General features: G+C 30.7%; 3 protein-coding genes and 1 pseudogene. All 4 read right to left on the bottom strand.

Features of this window, described 5'->3' with window-relative positions; all coding sequences use genetic code 11:
• Positions 1-198 (bottom strand): annotated as a pseudogene (locus ABY298_RS14855) (MFS transporter); the annotation flags it as partial.
• 10 nt (positions 199-208) lie between these two features.
• A complete protein-coding gene (locus ABY298_RS14850; protein ID WP_372746837.1) occupies positions 209-1,693 on the bottom strand; it encodes an MFS transporter in 1,485 nt (494 codons plus the stop codon).
• 81 nt (positions 1,694-1,774) lie between these two features.
• Positions 1,775-3,271, bottom strand: coding sequence for a peptide MFS transporter (locus ABY298_RS14845; RefSeq protein ID WP_372746836.1), 1,497 nt, complete (start codon positions 3,269-3,271; stop codon positions 1,775-1,777).
• A gap of 64 nt (positions 3,272-3,335) precedes the next feature.
• Positions 3,336-4,751, bottom strand: a 1,416-nt coding sequence (locus tag ABY298_RS14840) for a prolyl oligopeptidase family serine peptidase (RefSeq protein WP_372746835.1), incomplete at its 5' end; no start/stop codon positions are given.

The following is a 4,751-nucleotide window of genomic DNA, read 5'->3' as shown; positions in this document are numbered from 1 at the left end:
TCCATATAAAGCCAACGCATTTTCACGCGGCCAATCCCAGCCGCCTATACCTAAGGCGCTTACTAAAAATAATACCAATAAGGCACGCATTCCATAAAATGAAAAACGCTCCCACATTTCGGTAAAAAATAATACAAATAGTCCAGATGGATGTCCTAAAACTTGTGTGTCAAAAAATTCGTTTCTTTTTAAATTCATTTTAATTTTATTAGTTGGAAGCAGTCTTTTTAAGTTGCTTTTTTATTACATAATCATAAATTACTAACCCAATAATTGTAGAAAAACCAATGGCGGCAATTACATACCAGATGTTTCCTGGGTGATATATATCCCAAATATGATTTGTCATTTGATCTTGCGTCATTTGTAATTTAGAAGCCGCTTCTTCATAAAATTGATTTTTTGTGTAAGTTTCACTAATTTCAGGTAACTCAATGCTTTTTGTTGTTAATTCTTTTCTAATTAAACTAACTTTATCAGAAAGGTTTTGATATAAATCTCCCGTAATCCACTTGGTTAATAAGTTTGCAAAAGCAATTGGTAAAAAATAAGTTCCCATATAAAGTGCCTCTTTTCCTTTCGGAGAAATTTTAGCAATATAATCGGAGAATTTAGGATTTGAAGTCATTTCACCAATAGCGAATATTAAAATACCAAATATTGTAAAAAATACATTTGAGGTATAAAATGATAGAGCAATACCAATTACTGCAATTAAAATACCTGTCATCATAGCATTAATAGGCTTCCATTTTAAGATGATTGTTGAAACAATCATTTGTAAAATAACTATAAAAAATGCATCAAGATTTACAACCATTTCTGGATTAATTCCTCCATGTTTATTTTTGAAAAATTCAGCAATCCAAGGAGTATAGTTTGATAAGGCGTCGTAAAGTGGTGTCGTATTTACCCACTCTTCAATAAATACAGGTAACGTGTAAAATAATTGATTGAACATTAACCAAAAACCAACCATTATTAAAAGAAGCAAAGTCAATTTCATATCAGAAAGAGCTTCAAAAATATTTTTTAAAGATTTAAGAATTGTTGAACCTAGGGAATCTTCATTTTTTTCTCTGTTAGGTTCTTTAAAAAAGAAGATTACTATTATTAAGTTTACAGCTATTGCCATAGCCGCCATTATAAATACAATTCTCCAACCATATTCATCTCTTAATTTTGCAGAAAAAAGTGGTCCAAAAAAACCTCCAATATTCACCATCATATAAAATACACCAAATCCGAAAGATGAATTTCGTTCATCAGTAGATTTTGTAACAATTGCAGAAGCAACAGGTTTAAACATGGCTGCACCGACTGCTACAATTAGAAACATAAGAAAAACAGAAGAATATGAAGTAACTTCACCCATAAAGTAATATCCTATACCTAATAATAAATAAGCTATAATTAGAGATAGTTTATATCCAATTTTATCAGAAATTGCTCCAGTAATAATTGGTAATAAATATAAGATAAAAGTAACATAAGACATTATTTCACCTCTTTCAATATGCTTGAAACCAAGACCACCTTCATCAGTTGAACCCGTTAAGTATAGCGCTAAAACAGCAAATAAACCATACCATGCCCAACGTTCAAAAAGCTCCATGATACTTGCTAACCAAAAAGGCTTTGTAAATGATTTAAGAAGTCCTATAAATCCTAAATTTTTTTCTTCTGTACTCATATTAGATATTTTAAAGAAAAGCTCAAGAAATTAATCACTTGAGCTTTTTTGAATTTAATTATTAAAGGTTAAATTCCTGTTTTAATGAATTCCTTTCATAAATTTATTTAATAATGGAGATAGTGCTAATAATGCAACACCTGACCCAGCCATTAACCAAGTTATAAATGGATATAAATCAAATTGATATTGATGTAAAATAGATTCTAATGTAGCCGCTAAATAGTTACCTAATGCAAAACTTGCCATCCAAACACCCATCATAATTGAGGTTATTTTTCCTGGTGATAATTTTGTTACCATTGAAAGACCAATAGGAGACAACATTAATTCACCAACTGTTAGCAATGTATACACAACTACTAACCACATTGGGCTAACTAAATTTCCAGATTCTGCGCTATTACTAGCTAAAGTCATAATATAAAATGCAATTGCACCTATAAACATAGCTAAGGCAAATTTTACTGGAGTTCTTGGGTTTGCTTTAACTTTTGCCAATTTTATCCATAAGATAGAAAATAAAGGAGCTAAAGTTACAATAGCAATTGGGTTTATATTCTGAAACCAAGTTGTAGGAATTTCAAACCCTCCAACCATTCTATTTGTGTTTTCTTGCGCAAACAAGTTAAATGTACCACCAGCTTGTTCAAAACCAGCCCAAAAAACAATGTTAAATATTGCTAAAATGATAATTACAATTACACGTGTCCATTCTGTGGATCCTGTTGTTCCTTTAAAAATAGAAAGTCCTAAAAATGATGCTCCTCCAATACCAACAGCCCACATTACAATAGTATGAACTAAATCATTAGTAACTCCCCAAAAAAGCATTACAGCTAAAACAACAACAAAATTTGCAATTGAATAAATAACAATATCTCTCCAGTCCTTTACAATTAAGCTTGTTCTTCCTTCTTCAGCAGCTCCAGGAGGTAATCCTAAATTATCTAAAGTATTTCTCCTAGCATAAAACCAAATAACACCTATTAACATTCCTATACCAGCAGTTAAGTAACCATAAGGCCAACCTACTTTTTCTCCTAAAGTACCAGCCACAAATGGTGATAAAAATGCACCAATATTAATACCCATATAAAAAATAGTGAAACCACCATCTTTTCTTGGATCATCATTTTCATATAAGTCACCTACAATTGTTGAGATATTTGGTTTAAAAAAACCATTTCCTAATATTAAAACACCTAACCCTAAATAAAAGATAAAAAGGCGAGAATCTAAATCGTTGTATAAGGATGTAACCGCACTTGCTGCCAATAAAAACTGACCTATTGCCATTGTTATACCTCCTATAAAAATGGATTTACGTTGCCCTATTATTTTGTCAGCAAACCAGCCCCCAATAATTGGAGTAAGGTAAACCAAACCTGTAAATAAACCATAAATTGCTAAAGATTCTGCACGATCCATTCCAAAACCACCAGTAGCTAGTTCGGCAGTTAAAAATATTGTTAAAAGTGCACGCATTCCATAGTAACTAAAACGTTCCCACATTTCAGTAAAAAACAGTGAGTATAGTCCTTTAGGATGTTCCTCTTTTATTGTTTTGTCAGTCATAATTTTATTTAAGTTAATTTGTTAAAAGCAGTTTTGTTTTTAAAATTTATTATTTTTTAAGGCTTTATTTTTCTCCTAAATTTTCCTCGATAAATTTAGTCATTTTATTGAATAAATGAAGTCTTGTGTTTTGTCCTCTATAAATTCCATGTGTTCTATCTGGATAAATAGCCATATCAAAAGGTTTATTAGCTTCAATTAAGGCATTTACCATTCTCATAGAATTTTGAACATGAACGTTATCATCACCACTTCCGTGTATCAATAAATAGTTTCCGGTTAATAATTTGGCGTAATTAAGTGGTGAATTTTCATCGTAACCACTTGGATTTTCTTGTGGAGTTTGCATATATCGTTCTGTATATACTGAATCGTAAAAGCGCCAGCTTGTTACAGGAGCAACAGCAATGGCCATTTTAAATACATCATTTCCTTTTAATAAACAGTTGCTAGACATAAATCCGCCATAGCTCCATCCCCAAATACCAATTTCATTTTTATTGATGTAAGAAAGTTTTCCTAATTCTTTTGCAGCATCAATTTGATCTTGAACTTCGTATTTTCCTAATTCTTTATAGGTAACTTTTTTAAAATCGGCACCTTTAAAACCAGTTCCTCTTCCATCAACACAAACAATTATATAGCCTTTTTGTGCCAAATGTTGATACCAATAATCATTTGCACTATTCCAGCTATTACTAACAGATTGTGATCCTGGGCCAGAATATTGTGTCATAAATAATGGATATTTTTTAGTAGAGTCAAAATTAGAAGGCTTTAACATCCACGCATTAAATTCTCCGTTTAAGGTTTTTAATGTGAAGAATTCTTTTTTAGAAATGGTATAATTTTCTAGCTGTTTAGAAAGTAAATTATTATTTAAAACCTCTTTTAAAAGTACTCCTTTTGAGTTGTGTAGTGTATAAATTGGAGGTGTATTAGCATCAGAATAGGTATTGATAAAGTAGGCTAAATTTTTGCTGAATGCAGCATCATTAGTTCCTGATGCATTTGATAATCTTTTTTTGTTTTTACCGTTTAGTTGAATAGAATAAACTGTTCTGTTTATTGAGCCATCTTCTACAGATTGGTAAAAAACAGTTTTTGAATTTTCATTAATACCATAAAAGTTGGTTACTTCATAAGCGCCGTTGGTAACTTTATTTAGTAATTTCCCATCTTTTGAATACCAATAAATATGATTAAACCTATCTTTTTCGCTTGTCCAAATAAAGCTGTTATCTTTTAAAAAAGTTAAATTGTCGTGAATGTCTACATAAGCTTTATCTGTTTCATTTAAAATTACTTTTGAAGTAAAATCTGTAGCGTTCACAAAATATAATTTCAAATTATTTTGATGACGGTTTAAAGTGGTAACACAAAGTGTATTTGCATCATTTGTCCATTTTATCCGTGGAATATATTCGTAATTTCCAACGTTAATTTTTGTGGTTGTTGCTTTGTTTACATTGTATAAATG

Source organism: Lutibacter sp. (assembly GCF_041596795.1).
Classification (GTDB): Bacteria; Bacteroidota; Bacteroidia; order Flavobacteriales; family Flavobacteriaceae; genus Lutibacter.
This window is presented reverse-complemented; position numbering and strand designations above follow the sequence as displayed.

Coding starts and splice junctions, on each gene's coding strand:
- ABY298_RS14850 (WP_372746837.1), bottom strand. CDS start 1,693: ATGAGTACAGAAGAAAAAAATTTAGGATTTATAGGACTTCTTAAATCA.
- ABY298_RS14845 (WP_372746836.1), bottom strand. CDS start 3,271: ATGACTGACAAAACAATAAAAGAGGAACATCCTAAAGGACTATACTCA.